This window comes from Phenylobacterium sp., assembly GCF_036563385.1.
Classification (GTDB): domain Bacteria; phylum Pseudomonadota; class Alphaproteobacteria; order Caulobacterales; family Caulobacteraceae; genus Phenylobacterium.
In genome coordinates, this window is the sequence record NZ_DATCML010000011.1 from 178,004 (window position 1) to 200,151 (window position 22,148).

Annotated in this window: 25 protein-coding genes and 1 tRNA gene; 9 read left to right on the forward strand and 17 right to left on the reverse strand. The window is 70.8% G+C overall.

Annotation, left to right across the window (positions count from 1 at the left end):
• Positions 1–12: 12 nt before the first annotated feature.
• The 6 genes from VIL67_RS08980 to VIL67_RS09005 form a co-directional block, all read right to left on the reverse strand.
• Positions 13–1,044 (reverse strand): cupin-like domain-containing protein, encoded by a 1,032-nt coding sequence (locus VIL67_RS08980; RefSeq protein WP_332048538.1) that lies wholly within the window; start codon positions 1,042–1,044, stop codon positions 13–15.
• Positions 1,041–1,754, reverse strand: coding sequence for a SapC family protein (locus tag VIL67_RS08985; protein WP_332048539.1), 714 nt, complete (start codon positions 1,752–1,754; stop codon positions 1,041–1,043). Before VIL67_RS08985 ends, VIL67_RS08980 begins: the two co-directional genes overlap by 4 nt.
• Positions 1,755–1,841: 87 nt before the next feature.
• Entirely contained in the window at positions 1,842–4,943 is a 3,102-nt protein-coding gene (locus VIL67_RS08990) for a TonB-dependent receptor (protein ID WP_332048540.1), read from the reverse strand.
• Positions 4,944–5,175: 232 nt separating this feature from the next.
• Entirely contained in the window at positions 5,176–7,653 is a 2,478-nt protein-coding gene (locus VIL67_RS08995) for a glycoside hydrolase family 3 protein (RefSeq protein ID WP_332048541.1), read from the reverse strand.
• Positions 7,654–7,928: 275 nt separating this feature from the next.
• Entirely contained in the window at positions 7,929–8,951 is a 1,023-nt protein-coding gene (locus tag VIL67_RS09000) for a LacI family DNA-binding transcriptional regulator (protein ID WP_332048542.1), read from the reverse strand.
• A 68-nt stretch (positions 8,952–9,019) separates the two neighbouring features.
• Entirely contained in the window at positions 9,020–9,331 is a 312-nt protein-coding gene (locus VIL67_RS09005) for a hypothetical protein (protein ID WP_332048543.1), read from the reverse strand.
• A gap of 103 nt (positions 9,332–9,434) precedes the next feature.
• Here VIL67_RS09005 and VIL67_RS09010 point away from each other — a divergent pair, with 103 nt between their 5' ends.
• Positions 9,435–9,821, forward strand: coding sequence for a hypothetical protein (locus VIL67_RS09010; protein ID WP_332048544.1), 387 nt, complete (start codon positions 9,435–9,437; stop codon positions 9,819–9,821).
• Between the two features lie 6 nt (positions 9,822–9,827).
• Here VIL67_RS09010 and VIL67_RS09015 read toward each other — a convergent pair whose 3' ends face one another.
• On the reverse strand, positions 9,828–10,892 hold the full coding sequence (locus VIL67_RS09015) for an alkene reductase (protein WP_332048545.1): 1,065 nt from the start codon (positions 10,890–10,892) through the stop codon (positions 9,828–9,830).
• A 222-nt stretch (positions 10,893–11,114) separates the two neighbouring features.
• On the opposite strand from VIL67_RS09015, the gene VIL67_RS09020 reads away from it, so the two are divergent.
• Positions 11,115–11,492 (forward strand): hypothetical protein, encoded by a 378-nt coding sequence (locus VIL67_RS09020; protein WP_332048546.1) that lies wholly within the window; start codon positions 11,115–11,117, stop codon positions 11,490–11,492.
• Between the two features lie 84 nt (positions 11,493–11,576).
• Here VIL67_RS09020 and VIL67_RS09025 read toward each other — a convergent pair whose 3' ends face one another.
• From VIL67_RS09025 to VIL67_RS09035, 3 genes are all read right to left on the reverse strand, one after another.
• Positions 11,577–12,764: an MFS transporter gene (locus VIL67_RS09025; RefSeq protein WP_332048966.1), complete on the reverse strand. Its 1,188-nt coding sequence runs from the start codon at positions 12,762–12,764 to the stop codon at positions 11,577–11,579.
• Positions 12,765–12,893: 129 nt separating this feature from the next.
• A complete protein-coding gene (gene pgl / locus VIL67_RS09030) occupies positions 12,894–13,571 on the reverse strand; it encodes a 6-phosphogluconolactonase (RefSeq protein ID WP_332048547.1) in 678 nt (225 codons plus the stop codon).
• 242 nt (positions 13,572–13,813) lie between these two features.
• Positions 13,814–13,889 (reverse strand) — tRNA-Ile (locus VIL67_RS09035).
• Between the two features lie 105 nt (positions 13,890–13,994).
• Here VIL67_RS09035 and VIL67_RS09040 point away from each other — a divergent pair.
• Positions 13,995–14,738: an SIMPL domain-containing protein gene (locus VIL67_RS09040; RefSeq protein ID WP_332048548.1), complete on the forward strand. Its 744-nt coding sequence runs from the start codon at positions 13,995–13,997 to the stop codon at positions 14,736–14,738.
• A 3-nt stretch (positions 14,739–14,741) separates the two neighbouring features.
• Here the strand turns inward: VIL67_RS09040 and VIL67_RS09045 are convergent, their stop codons facing one another.
• Together VIL67_RS09045 and panD are read right to left on the reverse strand one after the other, a co-directional pair.
• Positions 14,742–15,110 (reverse strand): hypothetical protein, encoded by a 369-nt coding sequence (locus tag VIL67_RS09045; RefSeq protein WP_332048549.1) that lies wholly within the window; start codon positions 15,108–15,110, stop codon positions 14,742–14,744.
• 109 nt (positions 15,111–15,219) lie between these two features.
• Positions 15,220–15,576 (reverse strand): aspartate 1-decarboxylase, encoded by a 357-nt coding sequence (panD, locus tag VIL67_RS09050; RefSeq protein WP_332048550.1) that lies wholly within the window; start codon positions 15,574–15,576, stop codon positions 15,220–15,222.
• 203 nt (positions 15,577–15,779) lie between these two features.
• Here panD and VIL67_RS09055 point away from each other — a divergent pair, with 203 nt between their 5' ends.
• The 3 genes from VIL67_RS09055 to VIL67_RS09065 all read left to right on the forward strand — a co-directional run bounded on the left by VIL67_RS09055 (position 15,780) and on the right by VIL67_RS09065 (position 17,943).
• Entirely contained in the window at positions 15,780–16,337 is a 558-nt protein-coding gene (locus tag VIL67_RS09055) for a YbhB/YbcL family Raf kinase inhibitor-like protein (protein WP_332048551.1), read from the forward strand.
• Positions 16,338–16,412: 75 nt separating this feature from the next.
• Entirely contained in the window at positions 16,413–17,657 is a 1,245-nt protein-coding gene (locus VIL67_RS09060; protein WP_332048552.1) for a serine hydrolase domain-containing protein, read from the forward strand.
• A 64-nt stretch (positions 17,658–17,721) separates the two neighbouring features.
• A complete protein-coding gene (locus tag VIL67_RS09065; RefSeq protein WP_332048553.1) occupies positions 17,722–17,943 on the forward strand; it encodes a hypothetical protein in 222 nt (73 codons plus the stop codon).
• On the opposite strand, the gene VIL67_RS09070 is transcribed toward VIL67_RS09065, so the two are convergent.
• Positions 17,940–18,308, reverse strand: coding sequence for a hypothetical protein (locus tag VIL67_RS09070; protein ID WP_332048554.1), 369 nt, complete (start codon positions 18,306–18,308; stop codon positions 17,940–17,942). The genes VIL67_RS09065 and VIL67_RS09070 overlap by 4 nt on opposite strands.
• Before the next feature lie 100 nt (positions 18,309–18,408).
• On the opposite strand from VIL67_RS09070, the gene VIL67_RS09075 reads away from it, so the two are divergent.
• Positions 18,409–18,642 (forward strand): flagellar basal body rod C-terminal domain-containing protein, encoded by a 234-nt coding sequence (locus VIL67_RS09075; protein ID WP_332048555.1) that lies wholly within the window; start codon positions 18,409–18,411, stop codon positions 18,640–18,642.
• Positions 18,643–18,723: 81 nt separating this feature from the next.
• Positions 18,724–19,203 carry a hypothetical protein gene (locus VIL67_RS09080; RefSeq protein WP_332048556.1) on the forward strand — a complete coding sequence of 160 codons (480 nt, stop codon included), beginning with the start codon at positions 18,724–18,726 and terminating at the stop codon, positions 19,201–19,203.
• Positions 19,204–19,281: 78 nt separating this feature from the next.
• Here the strand turns inward: VIL67_RS09080 and VIL67_RS09085 are convergent, their stop codons facing one another.
• Both VIL67_RS09085 and VIL67_RS09090 read right to left on the reverse strand, forming a co-directional pair.
• Positions 19,282–19,740, reverse strand: a complete 459-nt coding sequence (locus VIL67_RS09085; RefSeq protein ID WP_332048557.1) for a DUF6152 family protein — start codon at positions 19,738–19,740, stop codon at positions 19,282–19,284.
• A 149-nt stretch (positions 19,741–19,889) separates the two neighbouring features.
• A complete protein-coding gene (locus tag VIL67_RS09090; protein WP_332048558.1) occupies positions 19,890–20,756 on the reverse strand; it encodes a hypothetical protein in 867 nt (288 codons plus the stop codon).
• 129 nt (positions 20,757–20,885) lie between these two features.
• On the opposite strand from VIL67_RS09090, the gene VIL67_RS09095 reads away from it, so the two are divergent.
• Positions 20,886–21,506 (forward strand): TIGR02466 family protein, encoded by a 621-nt coding sequence (locus VIL67_RS09095; RefSeq protein ID WP_332048559.1) that lies wholly within the window; start codon positions 20,886–20,888, stop codon positions 21,504–21,506.
• A 98-nt stretch (positions 21,507–21,604) separates the two neighbouring features.
• On the opposite strand, the gene VIL67_RS09100 is transcribed toward VIL67_RS09095, so the two are convergent.
• A complete protein-coding gene (locus VIL67_RS09100) occupies positions 21,605–21,886 on the reverse strand; it encodes a type II toxin-antitoxin system RelE/ParE family toxin (RefSeq protein ID WP_332048560.1) in 282 nt (93 codons plus the stop codon).
• Complete coding sequence (locus VIL67_RS09105) at positions 21,883–22,137, reverse strand: hypothetical protein (protein ID WP_332048561.1); 255 nt, start codon at positions 22,135–22,137, stop codon at positions 21,883–21,885. The genes VIL67_RS09100 and VIL67_RS09105 overlap by 4 nt, the downstream gene beginning before the upstream one ends.
• Positions 22,138–22,148: the final 11 nt, after the last annotated feature.

A 22,148-nucleotide genomic window follows, 5' to 3' on the forward strand; every position in this document is an offset into this window, starting at 1 on the left:
CGTGCGGCCGTCCTATCTGTTCAGGCGATTGAGGATCTGGGCCCGCAGCCGCCGGGCCTGCATCTCGTCCAGCGGGCCAAGCGGCCCCTGCGCGGCCTGCGGGATCTGCGCCCCGGCGGCGTCCGCCGGGCCGAACACATAGTGGTCGAACAGGGCCTTCCAGCCGGCCTTCTCGTGCTCGGGCCGGTCGCGGAGGCTCAGCAGGGCGTGCAGCAGGGTGACCTGCGGGCTGTCGAGGAACGCCGGCCCCGCATTCCACCAGTAGTTCACCAAGATGTTGAACGGCTCCAGCGCCTCCACCTGGTGCCACCAGAGCGCGGGATAGACGAGCACGTCGCCGGGCTCGAGCTCGGCTGCCTGGGCGTTCTCCAGGGCCGTGCGGAACCGCGGGAACCGCTCGAAATCGGGCCTGCGGAAGTCCACCAGGCTGACCACCTGGCCGCCCGGCGTCGGCTCCAGCGGGCCGGGATACAGGTTCGCCACTTGGTCCGGCGGGAACAGCGTGAAGCGCCGCCGACCGGCCACGCAGACGGCGATGTTGTTCGACATGTCGTAGTGCGCCGCCGCCGTCGTGCGGTTGCCGATCCAGATGCTGACCAGCGGCGGCTGGTCCCCGAACGCCGACGCCGGCAGCCCCAGGTCGTTCTCGGCCCGCAGCCCGGGCAGGTAGGCGTCCACGTCCGTGGAGCCGATGTAGAGCGACGGCGGCTCGGCCTCATCCAGGCTCGCGGCCAGGCGGTCGAGGAAGGCGCCCAGCGCCACCCACTCGGCCTTGAAGTTTAGCCGGGTCATGCCCTCGTCGTAGAAGAACCGCCCGCCGATCTCCGGCGCGCCCGTGTAGCCCACCACCGGCTGGCCGGCGTCGTAGCTCTTCAGGCACGCGATCGCGGCGCCCGGCGACTGGCGGCCCTGGCGCACCAGCGGCCAGTCCGCGGCCATGGCCCTGAACACTGTCGGCGTCTGCGACGTCAGGATTTCGTCCAGCGCCAGATCCTGCGGCCGGACCCCGCTGACGGCCGCCACTGGTCGCGGCGCCGGGCTCATGCGGCCGCCAGCCGCCGCCGCTTGGCCTCGATGAGGCCGGGCATGGCCCCCATGGACGCCAGCACCATGTGCGCCGCCCGCAGCAGGCCGGACGCATGCAGCCGCTCGAGGTCCGCCCCGCGCACCGCCGACAGCCGCTCGTGGTCGATGGTGTGCAGGCCGGGCAGCTCGTAGCTGCGCCCGTCGCCCAGCTCGGCGTCGACGGACACCGGGGCGATCAGGTCCAGTTGCTGCAGCGCCTGGAAGAACGGCCGGCTCACCTCCAGGCCCTCGTAGATGGTCCCCAGCACCCGGCTCACCTGCTGCAGGTAGGGCGCGTGCCCGCCGGCGGGTAGGAACAGGGGCTCGCCCTCCGTCCGGCTGACCCGCGGGTGGTCCAGGTCCACATGGATCATCGGCCCGCCCTCGCCGCCGCCGTCCAGCGCGATGGAGAACGGCCCCCGCTGCTGCACCGCGGGCACGTAGCGGGCGTTCCAGCCGCCGCCGTCCAGGAACAGGTTCTCGTCGCGGTCGAGACCCAGCAAGGCGACCGCCTGCAGCTCGCCGTTGGCGTCCCGGCGGAAGAAGATCGGATACTCCCGCTGCACCGCCTCGAACTCGGTGGGCAGCACCAGCACCTGGTTCACCGCGTCGCCGAATTCGGGGCCGTGGCGGGCGATCACCCGCAGGTCCGCGTGGTCGACGTTGTTCAGCAGCACCCGGTTCGCCATACGCGCCTTCCACTCCCCAGACGGGACGAAAGAGGCCGCTGGGGTCAGCGGCCTCTCCCCGTCCTCCGGACCAGCCCTCAGGGGAGGCTAGAACCGGTACCGCAGGCCGAGAAGGTACCTCGTGTCGAGCTCCTGGGCGAACCAGAGCTGGTTCTCGTCGCGGGCATAGGTCCGGAGGCTCTCCTCCAGGATGTTGATCCCTTCGAAGGACACCGCCATCCGCTCGTTGATGTCGTAGCTGACGTTGAAGTCCACCTGCTCGAAGGGCGCCACGAACACCGGGTTGCGGTTGCCGCCGCGATTGATGTCGGTGAGGAACTTGTCGCGCCAGTTCCAGGTCAGCCGGGCCGAGATGCCGTGCTTCTCGTAGATCAGCGTCACGTTGGCCGTGTCGCTGAGGCCCAGCAGCGCGAACTGGTCCTGGCCGGGGTCCGAGGCGACGTTGAAGCCGATGTCGCCGTCCACGAAGGTGTAGGCGCCCGCCACCCCGAAGCCGGTCTCGCCGAAGAAGTGGGTGCCGGCGATCTCGAAGCCCCAGATCTTCGCCGAGCGCGTGTTGATCGGCTGGGAGACCTGGTAGGTCAGCAGCGGATCGCTGGCGTTCGCCGGGATGTCGATGGACGCCAGGATCTGGTCCACGAAGGCCTGGTTCAGGTCGCCCAGGGTTCCGTTCGGGTTCACTCGCCGGTTGGCCTGGAACTGGGTGGTGGCCGTGGCCACCGAGCCCGTCTGGATGATCAGGGCGGTCGCCGTGAACAGGTTCACGTCCGTCTGGTCGGCGCCCACCGAGGTGAGCAGCGCGCGGGCCTGGCCCGAGCGGGTGCCCGGAGCGCCCGAGCTCGGGTCGCGCAGGTCGAACAGGTTCTGGTTGAAGGTGCCGGTGCCGACGAAGTTGTTGACCCGCTTCTCGAACACGCCGGCCGAAAGGAAGCTGCCGGGCTTGTAGTACCACTCGAGAGCGACGTCGAAGTTGTCCGAGATCAGCGGCTGGAGGTTCGGGTTGCCGCGCCGGCCGATCGGGATCGCGCCGTTGGCCACCGGCCGGTTCGGCGCCTCGATGGTCACCGAGGCGAACAGGTCGCCATAGTCCGGCCGGGCGATTGTGCGGCTGAACGACACCCGCCCGATCAGGTCCTCCATCAGCTCCATCTGGAAGTCGAGCGACGGCAGCAGGTTGTTGTACTTGCCCTCCCCCGAGATCGGCTGGAAGTTATCCGAGGTGTCGATCCGGAAGTCGTTGTCGGCGGTCCAGACCACGGCCTGCGGGGTGCGGATCTGCGAGATGGACTCCACCTCGGTCCGCTCGTAGCGGACGCCGGCCACCACGCTCGCCGGCCGGCCGACCAGCTCGGCCTTCCAGGTCAGCTGGCCGTAGACCGACCAGATGTCCTCGTCGACCTTGTTGTTGTTCTGCTCGATGATCCCGACCGCGTTGCCGCGCTGGGCGTAGACTGGCGACAGGGCGTTGTAGAGGTCGATGGCGTCGGCTCGGAACGAGACCAGCCCCGCCCCCGTCTGGTTCGGATCGAAGTCGTCGAACTTGCAGGCCAGGCAGAACTCGCGGACCAGGTTGCCGGCGTACTGCGACACGTCCCGCGGATTGGAGATGCCCCAGCTGCCCAGGTCCTGCTGGGTGTTGATGTTGGCCTGGCGCATCCGCGAGCTGCGCACGTCGGCGCCGAAGTCCAGGCGGCTGCCGCCATCGTCCAGCTCCCAGCCGACATCGACCCGCAGCTCCTTGACCTCCTGGCTCTGGCGTTGCGAAGAGGTGCGCGCCACCTGGCTGCCCAGGTCGCCCACGTCCAGCCGGCCGTTGCCGTTGCCGCGCGGCGCCGCGTCGTTGATCGTGATGCTTTGCACCGGGATCTGGCCGGAGAAGTCCACGGAGTGGGCGCTGACGATCGGCGCCCCGATGGCCACCAGGGTCGCGCTCGCCCCGTTCCGCCCGCCGGGCTTGCTGCGCGCCTTGGAGATGTGGCCGTCCACCGAGACGGTCATCCGCTCCGTGGCCTGCCAGGTGCCGTTCAGGGCGTAGCTTTCCAGGCTGTCGGTGTTGGCCCGGTACTGCTGCTCGAAGCCCATGTCCTTGGTGCCGCTCAGGGTCTCCTGCAGGAAGACCGCGGTGGCCACCGTGGGATTGCCGTCGAAGGTCACACGGTCGAACGGCCGGTTGAACCAGTTGGTGCTGTCGTTGCGCCGCTCGTGGGCCTTGTTGCGGGCGTAGAGCACGTCGCCGGTCAGGGTGATGGTGTCGGTCGGCCGGAATTGCAGCGTCAGCTGACCGTTCATCCGCTCCCGGGAGCCTTCCGAGAAGTGATAGCGGCTGTCATTGGGGATCGCCACCAGCGTGCTCGGGCTCGACGGCGCGCCGGTGATCTGGGTCGAGCCGTTGTTGCGGACGAAGCCGTTGGTGGGGTCCAGGAACTGGGCGTAGGTGCGGATGTTCCAGTCGTTCGCCGTGGCGCTGCGGCTGGTGAAGTTCCGCTCCTGGTAGCTGCCGAACAGGGTCACGCCGAAACGGTCGCTGGGGTCGGCGTAGGTCACCAGGCCCGACAGCTCGGGGGTGATCTTGTCGGCGTCCTCGAGGCTCTTCTCGACGCCGGTGTCGTAGAGCGCCTTGGCCCCGATGCTGCCCGAGAGGCCGGGTTCGGCGTCCAGCGGCCGGCGCGTGCGGACGTTGATCGTCGCCCCGATGCCGCCCGACGGGATGGCCGCGCGGCCGGTCTTGTAGACCTCCAGCGCGTTCACCCCTTCCGAGGCCAGGTTCGAGAAGTCGAAGGACCGGCTGGTGCCCTGCTGGGTGTCGGCCGACTGGTCGCCGCCGACGGTCTGCACGTCGGCCGTGGGCATGGTGCGGCCGTTCAGGGTGACCAGGTTGAAGCCGCCGCCGAAGCCGCGGACCGTCACCTGCGAGCCTTCGCCGTTGGTCCGGTCGATGGCCACGCCGGGGATGCGCTGCAGTGATTCCGCCAGGTTGGTGTCCGGGAAGCGGCCGATATCCTCGGCGGCGATGGCGTCGACCACGCCGCTGTTGCTGCGCTTGATGTCGAGCGCCTGCTCGATGGAGGCGCGGATGCCGGTGACGATCACCTCCTCCACCTCCTGGGCGGCCACGGGGCCGGCGCTCAGGAATGCGGCGGAGAGGGCGACAAAAGACGCAGACGTGCGTAGGCGGTGACGCCGCTTCATGGGTGATCCCCCCTAAGGATTCGGGCGCGAGATGGACTTTGGCTTGTTTTGCACTGCAACAGAGCCGACGCCCGATTACTGATTCGGAGCCCCGGAACTGCTCTATCTCTGACTATGGTAGCGATATCATTCTGGCTCCTGATCAGTCAAGTTGGCCAACGCGGTTTTTTGACAGCGCTGGCATTTGCGACGCTTCGGATGGACTCCCGCGTCCGTCGCCCGCCGTTCGCCCCTAGGGGCAGACGGCGTCGTTCTGGTTGGGCGATAGACGCAACTCGGACACCGAGAGGCCGAACCGGCCGGCGCTCTCGAACGCAACGGGACTTTGCACGGCGCTCAGGTCCTCGCCGTCCTTGCGGAAGCAGGCGAGCTTCACCTTCACCGTCCGCCACTCGCCGGTCGGGCCCGCGAGCAGCGGCGATAGCGCGATGGCGGACTTGCCGAGCCTCAGCCGCACGGGGCCGGTGGCCGGCTGGTCGACGCGGTAGGTGATCGACAGCGCCATGTCGCCGTTCGCCTGGCGGCTCAGGTCCGCGGCCGGACCGACGATCGCCGCCTCGCCGGGGCCGCTCCAGTTGAAGCCGCGGCCAGCGCCCTGAACGCCGCCGGCGTCCGGCAGCGACAGGGTCACGGCGCCGCGCGGGCTGGCCGAACCTGCGCCGGCGCCCGGCGCCTCGCCGCCGCCGTCGCGCAGCACCAGCCGCCACGGCTCGGCGATCTTGCCGCCCACCAGGTAGCGATCGGGATTGGCGGCCACGCCGGTCACTCCGGAGACCTCCGGTAGGGCGGCGACCGTCCGCTTGTCGCGGTAGCTCAGGCCGTAGCCATAGGCGAACAGCGGGTCGTAGCCGGCGTCGCCCCGGTTCAGCCGGTACTGGCTGGCCAGCTTGGGCCAGGAGAAGGAAAGCTTGCCCTTGAAGTCGTGGCGGGCCCAGCCGCGGGCGTCGCCCACCAGCACGTCGGCCACGCCGCCGCCCTCGGTGCCGGGCAGCCAGGCGGCCACGAAGGCGTCGGCGGCGTTCAGCTCCGGGTTCACCCAGAGCGGCCGCCCGGACAGGAACACCGCGACCACCGGGATGCCCTGCGCCTTCAGGCGCCGCAGCAGCTCCAAGTCGGTCTTGCCGCCGGGCTGGTACTCCAGAGTCGGCCGGTCGCCGAGGAACTCGGCATACGGCTCCTCGCCGAACACCACGATGGCCACATCCGGGCGCGTGGTGAACCGCCCCTCTGGGCTCAGCTCCGCCTGGCCGCCGGCCGCGGTGACCGCCTCGCGGATACCGCCCCAGATCGACTGGGCGTTGGGGAAGTCGCTCGGCTTGTTCCCGGTCCCCTGCCACGACAGCGTCCAGCCGCCGGCCTGTTTGGCGATGTTGTCGGCCCCGTCGCCCGCCACCAGGACCCGCGCGTTGGCGCGGATCGGCAGCACGCCGCCATTGTTCTTCAGCAGCACCAGGGATTCGCGAACCGCCTGGCGCGCGATCGCCCGGTGCTCGGCCGCGCCGATAAGCTCCAGGCGGCCTTCCAGCGGCCGGGGCCCGAACACGCCGGCCTTGAACTTCACCCGCAGGATGCGGCGCACCGCGTCATCCAGCCGGGCCATCGGGATCTCGCCCGAACGCGCCTGGGCCAGGGTGTTGCGGTACAGGCCCTTCCAGCTGTCGGGGGCCATCAGCATGTCGATGCCGGCGTTCACCGCCTGCGGGCAGCTCTCGTTGGTGCAGCCGGTCACCTGGCCATGCGCGTTCCAGTCCGACACGACGAAGCCGTCGAAGCCCATCCGGTCCTTCAGCACGTCCGTCAGCAGGCTGCGGTTGCCGTGGTTCTTGACGCCCTGCCAGCTGGAGAACGACGCCATCACCGTCATCACCCCGGCGTCGATGGCCGAGACGTAGCCCGGGGCATGGACGCGGGCGAGTTCGGCTTCTGGCTCCTTGTTGTCGCCCTGGTCCTTGCCGTTCTCCGTGCCGCCGTCGCCGATGAAGTGCTTGGCCGACCCCGCAACGCCGCCCCGGGCCAGCGCCGGTCCGCCCGGCGGCCCCTGCAGGCCGCGGACCAGCTCGCGGGCGTAGCTCGCGACGATCTCCGGATCCTCGGAATAGCCTTCGTAGGTGCGGCCCCAGCGGTCGTCGCGGACCGTGGCCACCGTCGGTCCGAACGCCCAGTCGACGCCGACCGCCGCCGTCTCCTTCGCGGTCACCTCGCCGATCCGCCGGATCAGCGCCGGATTGCGCGCCGCGCCCAGGCCGATGTTGTGCGGGAAGACCACCGCCCCGATGACGTTGTTGTTCCCGTGCACCGCGTCGACGCCGAAGATCAGCGGCACCTTGGCCCCGGGGCGCGCCGCCGCCGCGGCGCGGAACGCGCGCGCGGTTTCCAGCCACGGCTGCGGGCCCGAGCGGTCCGGCGCGCCGAGGGGCGGGCTGTCGCCGCCCGCCAGGACCGAGCCCAGCGGATAGGTCGCCAGGTCCTCCGGCTTCACATTGCCGATGTCGCCCTGGATCAGCTGGCCGACCTTCTCCTCCACGGTCATGCGCTTCAGCAGCGCCTCGACCTGCGCCTCCGTGGCCGGGTCCACCAGCCCGGTGCTGCGGGCCTTCGGCCACAGCTCGGGGTGGGTGACGCCCTGCGGCTGCCCCTGCGCCGGCAGCGCCAGCAACGCCGCCGCAGCCGCGCCGGCCAGCGCCCGGGTCCTCGAGGGTCGCGACCGCATGCCGCTACGCCCGCGGAAAGAACGGCGCGGCGTTGGAGCCGCCGCGCCAGTCGGGGGAAGTCGGAAAGCTGAGGGATGTCGCAACGCCAGAGGCGCGCGCGTCCGGGCGGCCGAAAGGCAGGCTCATCTTGCGGTCTCCTCCCGGTCGTCGTTCGTGCGCGACCCCTGTTCTGCCAACCAGACTGCGCAGCCTTGACAACGCTGTCAACGAAAAAACCGATACCGGTAACATCTCCCGTCTGACGAGGTCCTGCGTGAGTATGACGCCGAGTCCGCTAGCTCCTCGGCCGCGCCGTCGACTCCCGCACCACCAGCTCGAAGGGCAGCAGCCTGGACGGCGGCTCCGCCTCCGCGGCCGGGTCCCACTCCCCGTTGATCAGCATCTCGGCCGCCGCCTCCGCCATCTGGAAGATCGGCTGCCGCACGGTCGTCAGCGGCGGCACGGAGGTCATCGCCGCCGGGGTGTCGTCGAACCCCGCCACCGACAGGTCGGCCGGCACGCCCAGGCGCCTGCGGTGCGCCGCCGCCAGCACCCCCAGCGCCATGTCGTCATTGCTCGCAAAGATCGCCGTCGGCCGGTCCTCGCCGTCCAGCATCGCCTCGGCGCAGGCGAAGCCCGAGCTGAACGAGAAGAACCCCTGCCCCACCCGGCTGGCCGGCACGTCCAGGCCGTGGTCGGCCATGGCCTGCAGGAAACCCTCCCGCCGCTGGTGGCTGGCCCCGTGGTCCGGGTGGCCGACGATGAACCCGACCGCCCGATGCCCCAGTTCGATCAGGTGGACGGTCATGTCGTAGGCCGCCTGCCGGTCGTCGATCCGGACGTGCGCCGCCCGCTCCGGAGCCCGATCCGGCGCGATTCTCACATAAGGGGTGCCCGCCTCGTCCAGCGCCTGCAGCACCGCCGCGCGGTCCGACACCGGCGGCGTCAGGATGGCCCCGTCGGCCCTGAGCGTGGTCACCGTCCCCCGGATCAGCTCCGGCGCGCCCGGCGCGGCGGAGTCCAGCGGCTCCAGCACCAGATGGTAGCCGTCCTCCCGGCAGCGGCTGACCGCGCCGCGCTGGATGTCGCCGATGTAGTTGGAGCTCGGGTTGTCCGAGAACAGCGCGATCAGGTAGCTGCGCGAGCCCGCCAGGCTGCGCGCCGAGACGCTGGGCCGGTAGCGCAAGGTCTCGGCCGCGGCGAGCACGCGCTCCCGCGTCGCCGGCTTCACGTTCGGCTCCTTGTTGAGCACCCGCGAGACGGTCTTGATGGAGACCCCCGCGCGCTCTGCGACGTGATGGATGGTGACCGAGGCCAAGGCTTCCCCGCGGGCGGCCGCTGCGCTCGCGCGAGGCTAAGGCGCCGGTCAGGCGGCGCAAGCCCCGCCTATTCGGGGGGCGGCTCCGCAGCGGCGCGGCCGTAGCGCGCCACCAGATCCTCGTGCTCCGCCTCGCGCACCGCGCGGGCCACGTTCAGCCGCGTGTAGAGCGCCGCGCCCCGCCGGGCCGCCTGCGGCGTCTGCGCCCGCGCCTGCGACAGGTCGTCCGTGACGCCCAGCAAGGCCACCGAGAAGGCCTCGCCCTTGGGCCTGAGCCAGGCGTAGTTTCCCGCGATTCGCAGATGGTCCTGGCCCTCCGGCAGCCGCCGGAAGCGGTAAGGCGCGCCCGACGCGCCGACGAGATCCACAAAGTCGTTCATGCCGGCTCCAAACAGCGGGGCATGCGGGTTATTTCATGGCGCCCGGAAGGTCGAGCCGTTTCGCACGCCGATGCGTTGTCTGCCGAGGGGAAAACCGGAAGCCATGCCCAGACGACCCAAGAGCCGCAGGCCGCACGGCGGCGACACCTTCGATCGCGCTCCGCTCGGGCGGGTGTTCAGCGTCCGCCGCGAGACCTGGCGCATCGACGAGGATCCGCGCAGCACGCCGCCGGACGTGGCCATCGTCGCCTCCCGCCGCACGGCGGCCGACGCGGCCGACCTCGCGCGCGAGGCCGCCGCCGCCTTCCGCAAGCGCGGCTTCCACAAGCCGTCGCGCTCGTGGTGGGGCGTCGAGGACGGTTGGTTCCACCGCTTCCGCGTCCAGGGGCCCACGGCCCGGACCACCGCCGTCGCGGTGGCCCTCGGCGTCACGGCGGCCGCCGTCTTCCTGGTCCGGCGAAACCGCCGCCGCGCGCCGGACGAGGACTAGGCGCGCTCAGGCGGGCTCCGGCTGCAGGGCCGGGTAGTCGACGTACCCCGCGGGGCCCGGCGCGTAGAAGGTCTCCATCCGCCACTCGTTCAGCGGCGCGCCCAGGCGCAGCCGCTCCGGCAGGTCCGGGTTCGAGATGAACAGCTTGCCGAAGCTCACCGCGTCGGCTTCGCCGCGATCCAGAAGAGCCTGGGCGCTGTCGGCGTCCAGCTTCTCGTTGGCGATCCAGACGCCGCCGAACTCGGCCTTCAGCTGCGGCCCGATACGGCCCTCGCCCAGGTGCTCGCGGGCGAAGATGAAGGCGATCCCGCGCTCGCGCATGGCCCGGGCCACATAGCCGAACGTCGCGAGAGGGTCGCTGTCGCCCATGTCGTGCGAGTCACCCCGCGGGGCGATGTGCAGGCCGACCCGCTTCGGGCCAAACACCGAGATCGCCGCGTCGACCGCCTCCAGCATCAGCCGCGCGCGGTTCTCGACCGGGCCGCCGTAGGCGTCGGTGCGCCGGTTGGTGCTGTCCTGCAGGAACTGGTCCAGCAGGTAGCCATTGGCGCCGTGCAGCTCGACGCCGTCGAACCCGGCCCGCTTGGCGTTCTGCGCACCCTTCCGGTAGGCCTCCACCACCTCGCCGATCTCGGCGAGGGAGAGCTCCCGCGGCGTGGGGTACGGCCGCTTCGGCCTCAGCAGGCTCACGTCCCCCTTCGCCGCGATCGCGCTCGCGGAGACCGGCGCCTCGCCGCCCAGGAAGCTCGGGTCCGAGATCCGGCCGACGTGCCACAGCTGCATGAAGATCACGCCGCCCTTGGCATGGACGGCGTCGGTCACCCGCTTCCAGGCCTCCACCTGCTCGTCCGACCAGATGCCCGGCGTGTCGGCATAGCCCACGCCCATCGGCGTCACGGCCGTCGCTTCGCTGAGGATCAGGCCCGCCGAGGCGCGCTGGGCGTAGTACTCCACCACCAGCGGGCCCGGCACGCGCTCCGGGCCGGACCGCGCCCGGGTCAGCGGCGCCATGACGATGCGGTTTGGCAGGGTGAGGTCGCCGACCTGGATCGGATCGAACAGCGTGGGCATCGGAAGTTCCTTGGAAACACTGCAGCTCAGGTAGGCGCCCGCCGGACATCCGCATCCGGAGAAATCCTGCGCCCGGGCGCAGAAAACCGCACGGCGTACGGAGAGAGCAGGGCCGCCTCGCGTCCGGTCAAGGCTGGAACACGGCGGCGGGGTGCGGGGTTTAGGCCGCCGCAGACAGAGGGACCGATGCAGAGGGACGAGGACCGAAGCGAGGAACCTGTGATGAAGACGCTGAAGACGATCGGAGTGGCGGGGCTGGCGGCCGCGGGCCTGATGGGCGCCGCGATGGCGCCCGCGACAGCGGCGGCCCAACCCTGGCGCGACGCCTACGAAGGCGAGCGGTTCACCGGCCGCTACGACGCCCTCGAGTGGCAGCTGCGCCGGGCGGCCGACGAGGGCCGCATTCCCTGGGGCCAGGCCAACGCCCTGCTCGAGCAGTGGCGGGTGAACCAGCCCCTGGCCTGGCGGGTCGAGACGGGCCGGGCCAGCGCCTGGGAACGTGACCGCGTGTACCGGACGATGAACCGGATTGAGAACGTCCTGGACCGCTCGCAGCGCTACAGCCGCTACGACGATCGATACGAGCGCTGGCGCCGCTGATACCCACGGCGGCAGACCTGCTGTGCAAGGCGGCCGGAGGCGCGAGCGCGTCTCCGGCCGTTTCTCTTCGTGCAGCCGGGCACGTCAGTCGTCGCGCGTGCGCCCGAGAAAGCCCAGCGCCAGGCAGGCCGCTCCTGCGGCGAGCACCACCGGCGCCATGAGGGCGAACACCTCCCCTGCGCTCCAGCCGATCTGCCGCAGCTCCCCGGCCAGCAGCGGCCCGGCGATCGAGCCGAACCGCCCCACTCCGATCGCCGCCCCTCCGCCCGCCGCGCGCACGTGCGGCGGATAAAGGACCGGGGCCACCGCGTAGAGCGCATACTGCGCCCCCAGCACCAGGAAGCCGGCAAGGCCGGCGAGCAGCAGGACCGGGCCGAGCCCGGTGGCCTGCGCCAGGAGCAGCATCACCCCGGCCAGCAGGGCGTAGGTGACGGTCAGCGGCCAGCGGTAACCTGCGCGGTCGACCACGAAGCCCAGCAGCAGGGCGCCCACGATGCTGGCGAGGTTGAACGACAGTGACGCGGCCGACCCGTCCTGTGGCGTCAGCCCCTTGGCGATCACCAGGCTCGGGAGCCAGTTGAGCATCAGGTAGAGCACCACCAGCGTCAGCATGAAAACCAGCCAAAGCAGCAGGGTGGCGGCGAGCCGTCCTTCGCCGAACAGCGCGGCGCCCAGCCGGTGGTCGGCGGCCGGGTCATGCGCCGGGCGCGTCTCTGGCAGCAACAGATGGATCACGGGGGCCAGCAGGATCGGCGCCACCCCGCCGATCAGGAACAGGGTTCGCCAGTCGAGATCCGGCGCAAACCGGGCGATCAGCGCCACCGCGGCCCCTCCGGCGGGCAGGCCGCAGAACATGGTGGTCACGGTCGCAGCCCGGCGGTGCGGCGGGCTGATCTCGGTGGCCACGGCCATCAGATTCGGCATGGCTCCGCCGAAGCCGACGCCGGTCGCCAGCCTGGCCAGCAGCAGCATCTCGTAGTTGGGCGCATAGGCGCTGACGACGGAGAACACCCCGAACAGCGCCACCGAAACCGTCAGCACCGGCCGGCGCCCGATCCGGTCGGACAGCCAGCCGCCGCCGAAGGCGCCGAACACCAGGCCGATCATGGCGGCGCTCGCGGCCCAGCCGACCTGCCCCGGGTTCAGCCCCAGCTCAGGCGCGAGCTTCGGCGCCGACACCCCGAACGCCTGGATGTCGTAGCCCTCCAGCGCGGCGATCAAGAAGCAGATGACGACGACCAGGCCGGGTCCGGCGCGCGCCCCACGCAACATCGGCAAGACAGGCCCCTCCCCGGCGGAATCGAGCCTGACCGTGGCCCTATCCGGCGCAGGGCTCAAGCCTGCCCGGACCGGAGCCTCAGCCGCCGTCCTGGGCGGGCCGGCGGATCCCGACCAAGAGACCTAAGGGGCCCATAGGACCTCCACCGGTGTTCGATGCTGCTGCAGGAGCGCACCGATCGCGGAGGGCGGCCCCGCCCCCGACCAGGCCCGCCGCAGGGCCTCGAGCTTCTGTTCGCCACGGATCACCACCACCACGTGACGCGCCGCGGCGATCTTGGCGAAGGTGAGCGTGATCCTCGGCTGGCGCGGCCCGGGCGGGGCGGGCGGGGTCAACAGGCAGCTGCGCGGCCCGTCCGGATCGAGAAGCGCCCTGGCGGCCGGGTTGGCGGCGAACAGGGAGGCCACATGGCCGTCCGCGCCCATGCCGAGCAGCGCCAGATCCAGCCGGCCGAGACGGCTGACCGTTTCCTCCGCCTTGGCGGTGGCCCACATCAGCGCGTTGTGGCCGGGATCCGTCTCCCATGGCTCGATCAGCGGGTGGTAGTTGGCCGCCGCGGCCTCGTTCTTCAGGAGCTTCGCGCGGATGACGGCGCCGTTCCGTTCGAGCGACAGGCGGCTGACCCAGCGTTCGCTGGTCGGCACGATGTCCACCCATTCCCAGCGCAGGGGCCAGCGGGAGAGCTCCTCGTAGATGCGCAAGGGCGTGCGCCCGCCCGCCAGCGCCAGGGAAGCCCTCCCCCGCCGGCGAAATCCCGCGCGGATATGGTCCACGACCCGGCAGCTCGCCGCCGTCGCCATCGCCTCTATGCTGTCGAAACGCTCTACGCGTTCATCGATGGCGCCCGACACCGCTGGTCCTCGTTCCTGGGTCGTGTGCGGCTCCCGCCCGGCGCACCTCGCGCTGGGCTCACCGGAGGGAACGCACGGCGAGATCACCTGATGGCTCCGCCAGCGCCACTTCTCAAGGCCCACCGTTTTCGCCGGCCTGGATCGACAGCGCCCCTCAGCGGCTCTCAGTCAGACGCTCCCCCACGGAACGCTGGTGGGCCCGGCAGGACTCGAACCTGCAACCAGACCGTTATGAGCGGCCGGCTCTAACCATTGAGCTACAGGCCCCCTGCAGCGGCAGGGCCTGCGGTTACCACGGGCTGCACGGCGCTTAAAGGCTGCGTTCAGGTGGCGCTTGGCAGCGTGGCCGCAGTCAAACCCTCGGAGCTCCCGATGAAGACCCTCCTCCGCGCCACCGCCCTCGCCGCCCTGCTGGCCACGGCCGCCGCGCCTGCCGCCCTGGCCCAGGCCGCCCCCCCGGCGGCCGAGAGCATGTTCCGCGCCACCACCTTCAACCTGTCGGCCTACGGGGAGACGAAGGTCGCCCCGGACATGGCGACCATCACCCTGGGCGTGATGACCGAGAGCCCCACCGCGCAGGCGGCGATGCAGGCCAATGCGCTGAAGATGCGCCAGGTGATGGAGGCTTTGCGCCGCGGCGGGCTGGCCGAGCGCGACATCCAGACCTCGAACCTCAGCCTCAACCCGCAGTACCGCTACGCGGAGAACCAGCCGCCGCGGCTCACCGGCTATCAGGCCTCGAACCAGGTGACGGTCACCGTCCGCGACCTCGCGCGGTTGGGCCAGGCGGTGGACGCCACGGTGAACGCCGGCGCCAACCAGGTGCACGGGATCAGCTTCGGCCTGAGCGATCCGACCGCCGCCGAGAACGCGGCGCGGGAAGCCGCCGTGAAGGCGCTGGCGGCCAAGGCCGACCTCTACGCGCGCGCCACCGGGCACCGCCTCGTGCGGCTGGTGACGCTCAGCGAGGGCGCGGGCTCCTATCCGGTTCCGCCGCCCATGCCGCTGATGGTCCAGGCCACCAGCTTCCGCAAGGAGATGGCCGACACCTCCGTCGCGCCGGGCGAGCTGAAGGTGCGGGTGGACGTCACCGGCCTCTACGAGGCGGCCCGCTAGGCGTCACGGCCGCTCTGGGCTGAGGCCGGCTCTCGTCCAGGCGCGCGAGAGCCGGTCGCGCATCATCAGCCCCGGAAACACCCGGTTCCCCTCCATGACCGCGGCGTAGACCAACGGACGGCCGGGGATCGGCCCGGCGGCCCAGCTGACCCCGCGCGAGCCGTCGGCGGCGGTGTTGCAGGACAGGTTGCGCGCCTGGCCGTCCGCCACAGCCTGCTGGAGCAGATCCTTCAGCTTGCGCTGTGCCGCCCCGTCGCAGGCCGGCAGCGACCGGTCGCAGGTGGTGGCGGTGTTGTAGCGGTAGACCACCTTGCCGTCGTCCCGACGGGCGATCAGCACGCAGGTGTTGGGGTCGCCGATGGCGCGGGACACGGCTTCGTCCAGGGTGGCCTTGTCCGTACCCTCGGGGGCGCCAGGGGCGCAGGCGGCGAGCGCCCCGACGCCGAGCGCAAGGGCCGCGGCGAGCGCGGCCCTCCTCAGGTCAGGCGGCCTTCTTGATCTCGTTGGCATCGTCCAGCAACACGATAGTGGGCGCATAGTTGCGGGCCTCTTCGGCCGGCAGCATCCCATAGGTCACGACGATGACCTTGTCGCCCTTCTGGACCAGGCGCGCGGCGGCGCCGTTGACGCCGATCACCCGCGAACCGCGCGGCGCCTCGATGGCGTAGGTAGTGAAGCGGGCGCCGGTGGTGATGTTCAGCACGTCCACCTGCTCGTGCGGCAGGATGCCGGAGGCGTCGAGCAGGTCCCGGTCGATGGCGATGGAGCCCTCGTAGTCCAGGTCGGCCTGGGTCACCGTCGCGCGGTGAAGCTTGGCCTTCATCAGGGTGACGAGCATGGGCGCAGGCGTCCTTTGCATCACGCGTTACTGCGTTGCGGCGCCAGCCATCGCCAGCCCCTGCCCCGCAGAGCCGCCATATACGCATGCAAAGGCGGCGGTACAATGCCGCGGCGCAGCAAGGTTGACCCTGCGGGAAAGCCTCGGGCCCCGCAACCGGCCGGCCCGCGCGCCGGTTTCCCGGTGACAGAGGGAGACCAGCAATGAGCGAGCAGTCCCACCAGCCGGAGCATTCCGGCGAGTCCATCACCGTCATGCGCGTCGAGCCGATCTACGACACCGGGATCGTGGTCACGTCCACCGCGCAGGAGCCCGGCGGCAAGCTAGCCGACCGGCACTCGGCCTACCACGACAACATCTCCCCGCCCCTGCAGTGGACGAGCGTGCCCGACGCCAAGGCCTGGGCGATCATCGTCGAGGATCCCGACGCGCCGCGCGAGCTGCCCTTCGTCCATTGGATGATCTGGAACATCGAGGGCGGGCTGACGGCCCTTCCCGAGGCGATCGGCAACGTCCCGGACCCGGTCACGCCCCAGGGCGCGGTCCAGGGCCGCAACGACATGGGCGGCTACGGCTGGTTCGGTCCGCGCCCGCCGCAGGGGCACGGCGTGCACCGTTACTATTTCCAGGTCTTCGCCCTGAGCGACCGGATCGAGATGGGGCCTGAGTCCTCGCTCGAGGAGATCCTCAACGCGCTCAAGGCCCGCACCCTCGCCAAGGGCGAGATGATGGCCACCTACGAGGCGCCCGCCGCGCAGTGAGACGGGCGCGGGGCGCTTGACGCCGCCGCGTCACCCCTGCGCATCCTGATCCTGAACGACGGTCAGGAGGATGCGATGTACGGCGATCAGGCTCCCGGCGGGTTTTCACCCCAAGGACTGGCGCAGATCCCGGCGACCCTGCAGGGCTTCGTCGACCAGGGCTCGCTCTCCGGCGTGGTCACCCTGCTCTGGCGGCAGGGAGAGGTCGTCCAGGTCAACACCATCGGCCAGCGCGACCTCGCCACCGGCGCGCCAATGACCCGCGACACCCTCTTCCGCATCGCCTCCATGACCAAGCCGGTCACCTCCGCCGCCGCGCTTATGCTGGTGGAAGAGGGCAAGCTCCGGCTGCAGGACCCGATCACCAAGTGGATGCCCGAGTTCGCGGACATGCGGGTGCTGAAGGACCCCACCGGCCCCGTGGAGGACACCTACCCGGCCCCGCGGCACATCACCGTGGAGGACCTCTTCACCCACCGCTCGGGCCTCGCCTACGGCTTCACCTCGCAAGGCCCGATCGCCTACGCCTACGAGAAGACCCTGGGCCCGCCGCTGGGGACGCCGCTGACCCCGGACCAGTGGCTGGCCAAGCTCGCCACGCTTCCCCTCACCTATGCGCCGGGCGAACGCTTCCACTACAGCCACGCCACCGAGGTGCTGGGCTTCCTGGTGGCGCGGATCGAAGGCAAGCCGCTCGGCGAAGTGCTGCAGCAGCGGATCTTCGGTCCGCTCGGCATGACCGACACCGGCTTCTGGGTGGCGCCGCAGGATCGCGACCGCCTGGCGCACCTCTACCGGCTCGACCCGGCGGGGCTGACCGACGTCTCCTTCCCGCACACCGATGCGCCGATCGCTTTCGAGGCGGGCGGCGGCGGCCTGGTGTCCACCGCCGACGACTACCTGAAGTTCGCCCGCATGCTGCTGGGCAAGGGCGAGGTGGACGGGGTGCGGCTGCTGAAGCCCGAGACGGTCGAGCTGATGACCGCCAACCGGCTGACCGACGAGCAGCGCTCGCACCTCTTCCTTGGCATGCCGTTCTGGACCGCCCAGGGCTTCGGCCTTGGCGTCTCGATGATCCTCGATCCGGCAAACATCGGCTTCCTGGGCGCGGGTCCCGAGGGGTCGTTCGGCTGGCCGGGCGCCTTCGGCACTTGGTGGCAGGCGGACCCGAAGAACGAGCTGGTCGCCATCTACCTGATCCAGGACTCCATGCCGCTCGGGCCCGAGGCGGTCACCCAGATGGCCAACAGCGAGCGTCCCGGGGGCCGCCTCGCCTTGCCGATGTTCCAGAAGCTGGTCTACGCCGCGCTCGGCCAATAGGGCGGAACGCAGCCCACACCTGCCGGGTTGGTCCCGCGACCAAGGATCAATCCGGAGACCGGCCATGGCCCAACGCAAGGACTCGCCAAACACCCCCACCAAGGGCGGTTCGAAGTCGGCTGACCAGACGGGCGGCGGCAATTCCAAGAGCGCCGGCGCCGGCGGCGGCAAGGGGGCGGCCAGCCACGTCGATGACGAGGTGGCCGGCAACACCACCGTCCATCGCGAGAAGGCCTCGCCGGGCGGCCGGGGCCGGGGCGAGACCAGCCACGCCGACCGCGCCTAGCGGGTCGGCGTCCGCGGCGCCACGCACATCGGCTTGCCCTGGAAGGTGCCGCCCACGAGGGTGCCGCCCTTCATGGCTTCACGCCTGGCGCGCTGCAGGGCGGCGCTCTCCGGCGGCGGGGCCACCCCGGCCGGGCAGAGCGGGGCCACCGTGCGCATGCCGCCTTCGCTGCAGAGGCAGATGAACTCCCTCGGATCGAGCCGGCTGGCCGGCACGGTGCAGACGGGCGGCACGGAGCGCCCGTTGGCTTCCAGGCACAGGATGGTGGTGGCCGTCTCCCGGGACGGCGCCTGCGCCTGGACGGCGCCCGCGGCCAGAGCCATGGCGAGGCCGGCTGCGGCGGCAAGGGGGAACAGGGTCTTCATGGATGTCTCCTTCGGCCCCCAGACTGACGATCTCTCCCCGCCTCGCCATTTACCACGGTTAAGCGCGAAGCCTTAACTGCGCGCGCGTCAGGATGGCGCCATGGACGTGCTCTCCACCGCCCGCACCGGCCTCGTGGCCGCTGGCGGCCGTTTCGCCGCCTCGGCCGGCCGCGTCGCCCGAGCCGGCTTCGATCCCGCGGTCGACCTCTCCCGTGAGACGGTCGAGATGATCGAGGCCAAGCACGCCTTCCGCGCCAATGTGGAGGTGGTGAAGTTCGCCGACGAGATGTGGCGTTCGCTTCTCGAAATTCAGGTACGGCCGGACGACCGCTAGGCTGGACCGCGGGCCCGCGGCGGCGCTAAATCCTCCGATCGACGGCGCGCACCGCCAAGCCGCGCCAGGGGGGAAACACCGATGATGCGCCGCCTCTTCGCCGCCGCCTGCGTGCTGGCGCTCGCCGCCTGCTCGCCGAAAGCCGAGCCGCCCGCCTACAACACCGACCAGGACATGGCCGAGCTGATGATCCACGTGATCGATCCGGCCGCCTTCGCCTTCTGGCGCGGCTCGGGGACCGAGCTCACCGAACAGGGCGAGCGGGACTTGTCGCCAACCACCCCCGAGGGCTGGAAGGTGGTGGAGGACGGCGCCTCCACCGTCGCCGAAGCCGGCAACCTGCTCATGCTGCCCGGCCGCCCGCGCGAGCCGGTCGCCGAATGGAACCGCTACGCACGCGACATGACCGCCCGCGCGCTCGAGGCCAAGCAGGCGGCCATGAAGATGGACAGGCAGGCGGTGTTCGACACCGGCGGCCGGCTCTACGAGACCTGCGTCGCCTGCCACGAGAAGTTCGTCGTCGGACCGCAGGACGCCGAGGCGCCCCTGCCCAAGGGCTGAGCGGCCTTCATCCAGCGCCCAACAGAAAGGCCCCGGAGTCGCCTCCGGGGCCTTCTTGGTTTGGCCGTCAGGCCCGGATCAGCGCTTCTCGGTCGGGTCCGAGCCATCCTTCGGCGCGCCGGTGCCCGAGGAGCCCATGAACAGCTTGCGGCCGTCCGGGAAGGTCACGTCACGGCCGTTGGCCTTGCAGACCGGCGTGCAGGCCTTGTCCTTGGACTGGTAGCCGCGGACCACGATCTCGGTGCCGGGCTTCAGCGAATTGCGGTTGATGCCCGAGCGCAGCAGGGTGTTGGGCGTGCCGCCCTCGACCATCCAAGCCTGGGTCTGGCCGTTCGGCATCACCGCGGCGAGGTGCACCCAGGCGTGCGGGTTGATCCACTCCACCTTGGTCACCTTGCCGCGCAGCAGCACGGGGGCCTTGCCGTCGAACTCGGCGGCGAAGGCGTGGTGGGCCTGGGCCTGCTGGACGCCGACGGCGCCCGCCGCAGCGACCGACGCCGCAAGGATGGTGGGAACAACGAACCGACGGAAATTCATTTACGCGCCTCCAGCGCCAGATGGTGACTGCAATATCTTCGCCTCACGCCCTGCTCGCAAGACGCCTGGATAACAAGGTTTCCCTTATCCGGGCGGCCCGATGACCGGGGCATGAATGGGGGCGCGACCACCGGCCGGCCCCCTGAAAATCACTTCAGCGGTTCTTTCCGGAGGTGGCCGTACATCAGCTCCTCGACGAACTCGACGCACTTGAACTGCTGCAGCCGGGCGTCCTCGCCCACCCGCTTGTACAGGTTCATGCTCATCTTCCACGGGCGGGTGAAGGTCGACGGATCGGTGATCGTCGCCTCGTAGCGCATGGTCGTCGGGCTGGTCGGCGTCCAGCGCTCCACCACGACCATCTCGCCGGAGTGGTGGTTGCCCGCGCGGTCAAACCAGGTGCGGTCAAGCTGGCCGGTGACGGTCACCACCAGGGTGTCGCCTTCCCACTTGGCCACCGACTGGCCCATCCAGCTGTCCACCGGCGGCGGGCCGGGGTCGTTGAACAGGACGTTGCGCACCGCGCCGGCATATTCGTAGGCGATCAGCATCGCCTTGTCCGACTGGAAGATCTGGAACGGCAGGTGCATGTAGTTGGCGCGCGGGACGCCCGGCAGGTAGCACTTCACCTCGGGGTCGCGCTTCAGGTAGTCGGCGCGGTTCTCGTCGCGGATCTTCCTGGCCTCGGGTGTGTAAGGGATCTCGCCGCCTTCGACGACCCCCGGACCTGCCGGAACCGCGCCGACCGCGCCCAGCGCCACCACTTCCTTGGCGGGCACCGGCGTCACCGGGCCGGGGCGGAACTGCAGGGCGGCGCGCGCCGCGTGGGGCTCGATGTCCCAGTTCGCGGTGTTCATCACCTGCCAGACGCCGTTCAGGTCCGGGACCTTGGCTCCGGGCAGCCGGGGCGCCTTGTAGGTCGCCGCCGCCGGCGCGCCGCCGCGCCGCGGCTGGGCTTCCGCCTGGCCCGCAATCACCACGCTGGCCAGCGCCAGAGCCGCCACAGTCCTGATCATTCGTCTCGCTCCCCCAGGGGCCCGATCGTTGCGGGACCCTCATTTCCAACAACTCTAACCGCGCCTGCGGCGGACCGTCCAGCCGGGCGGGGCTTTGACTTTCGGCCTCGGGACGACTAGCGCCGGCCCATGACCCTGCGCCTCCTCTTCCCGACTCCGGTCTATGAAGCGACGCTTAGCACAGACCGAACCTTCGAAAATTTCAATGCCGAATTGGAAGCCGCCTGCCGCATGCTGGCCGACGAGGACCGGGCCGGCCGGGCGTGGTGCAAGGCCAACGCCTACGGCGGCTACACCTCCTACGCCTCGCTGGACGACCTGCCGCTCAGGGCCAGCATCTTCGGCGACCTGAAGAAGAAGCTCGACCGGCACGTGGCCGCCTTCGCCGGCGAACTCGCCTACGACCTCGGGCGCGGGAAGCTCAGGCTCGACAGCCTGTGGGTCAACATCCTGAAGCCGGGCGCCGGCCACACGGGCCACATCCACCCGCACAGCGTGATCTCCGGGACCGTCTATGTCCGCACCCCGCCCGGCGCCAGCGCCCTGAAGCTGGAGGACCCTCGGCTGCCCCTGATGATGGCCGCGCCGCCGAGGCTCCCGGACGCCCCCGAGCCGCAGCGCGCCTTCGTCTACCTCGCCCCGCAGCCGGGCACGGTGATCCTCTGGGAGAGCTGGCTGCGCCACGAAGTCCCCGCCAACCAGGCGAAGACCGAACGCATCTCGGTCAGCTTCAACTACGGCTGGCGCTAGGGCGGGCATGGCCGGAGACTAGCGGCCCGCCGCCGAACACCCATGACCGGCAGGGCCATTCGCTTGACCCGCGGTTTCAGCGGTTGGCGGCTGAAGCCTCAGTCCGGCTCACGGCCATGCCGGATGCGGGTGACGAACACCACCTCGCCCTCGCCAACGAACCTGATCGCATAGCCGTAGGCGCCGAACCTCACCGGCAGCTCGCGCACTCCGCCCGGCAGGCGGCGCGCACGTTCGGGCAGGGTTTCCAGGGAGGCCAGCGCGTCCAGCAGGCTCTGTCGCGCCCGCGCGGCGGCGTCCGGACTGACACCGCCCAGATGCTCCACGAGCCTGCGAAGGTCGCCCCTGGCATGGACGGAGAGCAAGACGCGGTGGCTCAAGGGCGCGCCGCCGGACGCCTTTCGATTTCCGCGTCGAAGGCCTGCAGGGCCTCCTGGACCGACAGGCTCTCCCCTGTGCGGCGGTATTCGGCGTAACGGCGCAGGTCCTCGGCCACGTCCGCGTCGCCGAAGGCCTGCGTCAGGGTGTCAGCCGCCAGGGTCTCCACGGGCACGCCGACGGCGTCCGCCACCTCCTTGAGCCGACGGGCCGTAGCGTCATCCAGTTTCAGGGTCAGCTCGCCGTCGGCCATGGCTGAGAGGC